The 6287-nt window shown below is 40.4% G+C and carries 1 pseudogene; it reads left to right on the top strand.

The window, feature by feature from the left end:
- Positions 1–72: 72 nt before the first annotated feature.
- A pseudogene (locus tag HNR69_RS09720) lies at positions 73–6287 on the top strand (hypothetical protein); the annotation flags it as partial.

Genomic DNA, 6287 nt, shown 5'->3' with positions numbered 1-6287 from the left:
GTGTTTTTGGGTAATTTTTTAGGCATTTTTAAATTTTCACCGTTGGTGTTGTTGATGTCGGGGATGCTTGGTGTGAGCAGTGTTTCATATGCTGAAATAACATATATTGATATGGACGGAACGACAGGAGCAGCAGGTGTACAAGAAAAATGGGGTGAAGCACCGCATTGGAAGAATGGATCTGAAAATATTTTGATAGCACCTGTGCAAGATAAAGGTACAAATTTAAATAAATTTGGTGGAAAAATAAATACAAATGTACAGCATTCTGTAATCATAGGACCACATGCTGCCGGTAGACAACATAAACAAGGTATGACTGTATTGGGGCATGGAGCAGTTGGGTACGAAAGCCAAGCGACAGCTTTAGGAAACAATACATATGCTGGAGGACAAGCCACAGCAATTGGTTCTGATGTAATGGCAGGAGGACTTGCCTCAATAGCTATAGGAAATGATGATATATATACTGACGCAAATTATGATGATGAATTACCTGAAAAAACTATATTAAAAATTTATGGATATACGGATAAACGTACCAGTAAAAAATATACTAATTATTCTGATGTTTTAGATCAAAATGAGTTTAAGAAAAAATATGTTAGAAATGGTCATATAAATACTAAAGTATATTCCCCAACATATGCAGCCGGAGTGGCAGCAATCGCTATCGGTTCAAGATCGGTTGCTTATGGTGATACTTCACTCTCAATCGGTACATTATCATTTGCATTAGGCGATAGATCGACTGCGGTCGGCTTTCGTGCGTTTGTGGATTTTGCCGCAGAAGGCGGGGTTGCGATCGGAGACGAATCACGGGTATTTGCCGCGAATTCCTTTGCGGTAGGGAATAATGCCGAATCAACGAATAAGGGGGCGTTATCATTTGGTAGTTTCTCAAAAGCAGTAGGTGAGGGTTCTATCGCTATAGGACAAAATGTAGGGTCTAATGCCAAGTTAAGTGGTGATGCTGACACCGAACTTGAAAAGTTGATTATGACTACTACACAAACTGCTCAACCTAGTGTATCCCCTGGGGATCATGGAAGTGCAACTATTACATATAACAATACCCCAAGTGATCAACAATTAAAATTCGGAGATAAGAATGAGGTTGTTAAGCTTGGATTTGCTGCAAGCAACCAAAACGGCAATCCAGTTTCTATGCTAATTGAAAAGCTAATACAGAACAAAGAAAAACAAAAAGCTCAGCTACAATATGCTTTTGACAAAAGCAACGGCGAGGTCATTGAAACCACTGAAAAAATTTATAAAACTCAAAAAGAAGGCGACCATGCGATTTCGCTAGGTTATCATATTTCCAACAACGGCGATAATACTATTGCGATCGGGAGTGCTTCCATCGTCAGAGGATCGAACTCGGTCGTTTTGGGGGCATTAAATAACATCGGTAAATATGCACGAAATACCATCGCACTTGGGATTGGTACCAATGTGTATAAAGAAAACTCCGTTGCTATCGGTACTGGGGTTAATGTTGCCGGTGCGGGGGTTGTGGCTATCGGTTCCGGTGTGGGGGTTACGAAAGATAATACCATCGCCGTCGGCTATGGTGCTCATAGTTTATCGGGCGAAAGTATTGTTTTAGGAAATGATGCAAGCCTAAAAGACCATGCTTCCAAATCTATCGTCATCGGACACCATGCACAAGTTGAGCATAAACTTGATGAACCAACTAAACAGGAGAAAATAGAAAAAGTAAAACGAGAGAAGAATATATTTTCAAATGGCAATGTAGAATTAGAGATGTCCGCCATTGCGATAGGGGCAGGCTCAAAAGTTTATGCTGAAAAAGGCGTAGCATTCGGGAATAATGCTCAAGTTAAGGAGCAAGCGAGCAGTGCGATGGCATTAGGTAATGATGCCGAAGCGACGATGCAAAACTCCGTGGCGTTGGGGTATAAATCCACCACCAAATATTTTTATGAGGGCAATACTGCAACCACTGCCGCCTCATCAGGCGGACCAACCGTTAAAAATGACAGCTCTACCAAGACCGCTACGTTAAACGGGAGAAAAGCTATTGAGTTAGATCCCTATATTCCGGAGGGGTCAAGCTATAATTTAGCAACCAATGAAGCGGCGGGTATTGTGTCAGTTGGTTGGATGAAAAATGGAAGTAATGGTAGCGGTCAAGAACTTGGATTGAGAAGAATTGTCGGCGTCGCACCGGGTGCGTTGGATTCTGACGTGGCGACGATTGGACAGTTAAAAGCCTTAGCTTATGTGAAAAAAGAGGGCGTGGTTACCTACTATACAACAGAAGGCGATAAGATATATAAAGTCGTTAAAAATCCTGAGGGTAAATTCTTTAAAGTCAATACGGACAACGGAACACCGCTCGATGATAAAGAAATTGATAAATCTCAAGTTTTTGCCGGTCCAAAAGGGGCGAATGAACAACCTGTCATGATAGACGGCAAAAAAACAGCAAATATGGGCGAACTAATTAAATTTGGTCATATAGCTGATGGAGAAATTGCTGACCAGTCTAATCAAGCGATTACGGGGAGTCAGCTGAATCAGCTTGGTAAAACTATTTTAGGTTTAGATGTAAATAGTAGTGATAAAACAAAATTTGATACGCCTAAATTTACAGCGGTTAATTATGAAGGAGCATCTCAATCCGGAACAAATAACCAAATAACAACATTTAAAAAAGCCATTGATGAACTGATTACAGCAGTAAATAAAGGGCTTAACATTGCAGGAGATGATGCAAACGGACAACTTACCCTAGGCTCAACTTTAACGATTAAAGCGGGGAATACAACGGTTAAAGATGATAGAGTAGGAACAAAAACTGAATATTCAAGTAATAATATTAGAACAGCATATTTAAAAGATAAAAAAGAGCTTTTAATAGGCATAAAAGAAAATCCTACCTTTAAAAAAGTTACATTGTCAGAAGAACAAACCTATCCTTCTGGTACACAAAAAAATGCGGTCGATAAAAACGACTTAATTACTAAAGGCTATTTAGACGGTGCATTAGCAAATGTTGCCTCAAGTTTCACGGTTAAGGGAGATGATAAAAGTAAATCATTTAACATTGATAAAAGTAATACGACTTTAACTATTAAAGGCGGAAACAATATTACCACAGCGGTTGATACTACCCAAAAAGCCTTAACCATATCACTTAAAGAGGCTTTAACAGACATTACCTCGATTACCGGTAAAAATGGTAGCGGAAGTAACGGAAGTGCGGTAACAAAAATTGAATTTAATAGCACTGCAAGCGGTAGCAACGCTTCAACCCCGAACGTCAAAATCACCGCTGGCGGTAGCACATTTACCTTTGGCAAAGATAGCTTAGATTTAGGCAACAAAAAAATTACTCAGTTAGCCGATGGGGTTCAAGAAAAGGATGCTGTCAATCTTAAACAACTGAATGCAGCGAAATTGCACTTTTTATCGGTAAAGGATAATAGTACTAGCAGTAGCTCTAGTAGCAGAAACGACAACTACGACAACGATGGAGCAACGAAAGAAGGTGCAATAGCTATTGGTGTGGGTACGAAAGCCACAGCTCAAAATGCGGTTGTGATAGGTAAAGATGTAAGTATAGATGTAGCAAACTCATTTGTGTTGGGTTCCAATAATACAGTTACACAAACTAATAAGGATGTAAGAAGTGCGGTCGTTGTGATCGGTAGCGGAACAAAATTAGAAGAGTCCAAGAGTTCGATTGCCATCGGTGCGGTTTTTGCGAATGGTAAAGATGGAACTGAGATAAAAAAAGCAGCATGGACAACCTCTATCGGGAATAAAAACAAAATCCAAAACGGGACCGATATACTGGCGTTAGGGAACAATATTAATATAGGATTTGAGAATAATGGTTCTGACGAGCATGCTAATGACCATGTGGTTGCAATTGGTAATAAAGCTAATGCCCAAAATGCAAAAAACAGCGTACTTATTGGAGCAGAAACAAAAGCCACCTCAGGAGCAAAAAACGCAGTGATTATTGGTTATCAAGCCCAATCTAAAGCCGAGGGCGGTGTCGCCATTGGACAAAGTGCGGTGGTTGAAGCCACCGCTGGCGATTCCATTGCGTTGGGTAAAGGTTCTAAGGCGGAAGCGAAGAAACAAGCCTTTAAAACACAAGAAATTAATGTAGGAACAAAAGGCTTGATGTTTGACTGGGGCAGTGCAGGCACCTCAGAAAGTGATCAAGAGGACAAGAAAAAAGCCGTGGTCAGCGTGGGAAATACTGGTAGCGAGCGGATTATCACCAACGTTGCCGCTGGTAAAGTCGAAACAGGTTCAACCGATGCCATCAACGCTGGACAACTTCATGAGGTGATCACCGTCTTTGGTAAACTCGGCACAGATATTCTTGGTGCGGAAGTATATGATAAGGATAAGGGTCAGTACGGATTTAAGGCTTCAACGTTTGAAAAAGTAAACTATCATCGAGAACAGACTCAAGGACAGCCACAGGGACAACCACAACAACCAACTGCACCGAAAACATTTAAAGAGGCAATTGATGAAACCATTAAAGCTGTAAATGCTGGAATGAAATTCGGCGTTGAGGGAAATGGTAGCAATAATCCTATCACCAAACAACTTGGCGACACGTTAACATTCAAAGGCGACGGCAAGTATATCAAGGCGACTGTAGAAGGTGATGCTATTAAATACAGCGTAGAAGTGGCAACTAACATAGATGACAGTTCAACCCCATCTAGTTCAGGTGGAGCAGGAGCAGGAACAACAGGCTCCACGGATAAATTAGTAACAGCAAGTGCGGTGAAAAATTATGTCACGACAAAATTTGGTGCATTAAGTTCAACGTTGAATTTAGAAACCGATCAACCAACTGATGGCAGTAAAAATAAAGGTTCAATCAATTTAAAAACCGATACATTAAAAATTACTGGCGATAGTAATATCACGACTTCATTTGTGTCTAATGGTGAAAAAAAATTAAGTATAAAACTTAGTGAAAATTTAACTAACATTTCTTCCATAGGTAAAGGTAGTAATGGTACCAAAATCACATTTGATGATAGCAAAAAGGAAATCAAACTTGGATCTGTATCCGTAAGTGTAAATGATCAGCATAAAATCGTAATCGGTGAAGGTTCCAAATCAGAATCAAACCATACACTTGCAATAGGGAATAAAGCCATAATAGGTCAAAATGCAAAAGGCTCTATCTCTATAGCCAGTCTAACAAATGGTGAACAGGGGAATATACAAAACGCCGAATGGGCAATTTCTATCGGTAATAAAAACAACGTTTCAGGCGGAAATGATATTGTCGCCTTGGGGTCGAATATTACCATTTCAAAAGATAATAGTAAGAGTAACGATTCTGTCATCGCTATAGGAAATGGAGTAGAGTTAAAAAATGCACTACAATCCATCGGTGTGGGTAAACATACTAAAGTAACCAATTCAGAATGGTCAGTGGCTATCGGTAATAACACCAAAATTACGAACGGTAATGACATTGTGGCGTTGGGGTCGAATATTGAGGTAACGGGAAGTAATAATGATAGCGTACTCGTATTCGGTAACGGTGCCAAAGCTAGTGGTGCAGAAAATTCCGTGGTGATTGGTAGAGAAGCAGAGTCCAAAGCACAAAGTGCGGTGGTACTCGGTAAAGGTGCGAATGTTAAGCAAAACGCCACAGGTGCGGTCGCCATTGGTGAGGGTGCGACAGTTGAAGAAAATGCTGGCGATTCCATTGCGTTGGGTAAAAACTCTAAGGCGGAAGATAAGAAAAACGCATTTTCAACAGCTGAAATTACTGTAGGGACAAATAGCTTAAAATTTGAATGGAAAGGTGGTATTTCTAAAAATGGTCAATTTAATTCGGTTGTCAGTGTGGGTGATGTCGGTAGTGAACGTATTATCACCAACGTTGCAGCAGGTAAAATTGATGCCAGTTCTACTGATGCGATTAATGGCTCGCAATTAGATAGCGTTATCCGTGTATTTGGTAATTTAGGGACGGATATTTTAGGTGCGGAAGTGAATGATAAAAAAGAATTCACAAAAACCACTTTCACTAAACTGAAAGATGCAACTAAAAAAGATGATGAAGTCGAAGCACAAATGACATTCAAAGGTGCTATTGAAGAAAGTATCAAAACCATCAACAAGGGCTTGACATTCAAAGGCGATATGCCAAGTGCGGGAACAAATGGCACTCAAAACACACCGCACTATCTTGGTTCGACTATTCAGATTGTGCGTTTGGCAACGCCTGCGAACACTGGCACAACGACTACACAGCCAGCTAC

The organism is Histophilus somni, from assembly GCF_014202395.1.
GTDB classification, from domain to species: domain Bacteria; phylum Pseudomonadota; class Gammaproteobacteria; order Enterobacterales; family Pasteurellaceae; genus Histophilus; species Histophilus somni.
The sequence above is the reverse complement of the archived record's forward strand: the minus strand, read 5'-3'. Positions and strand labels throughout refer to the sequence as shown.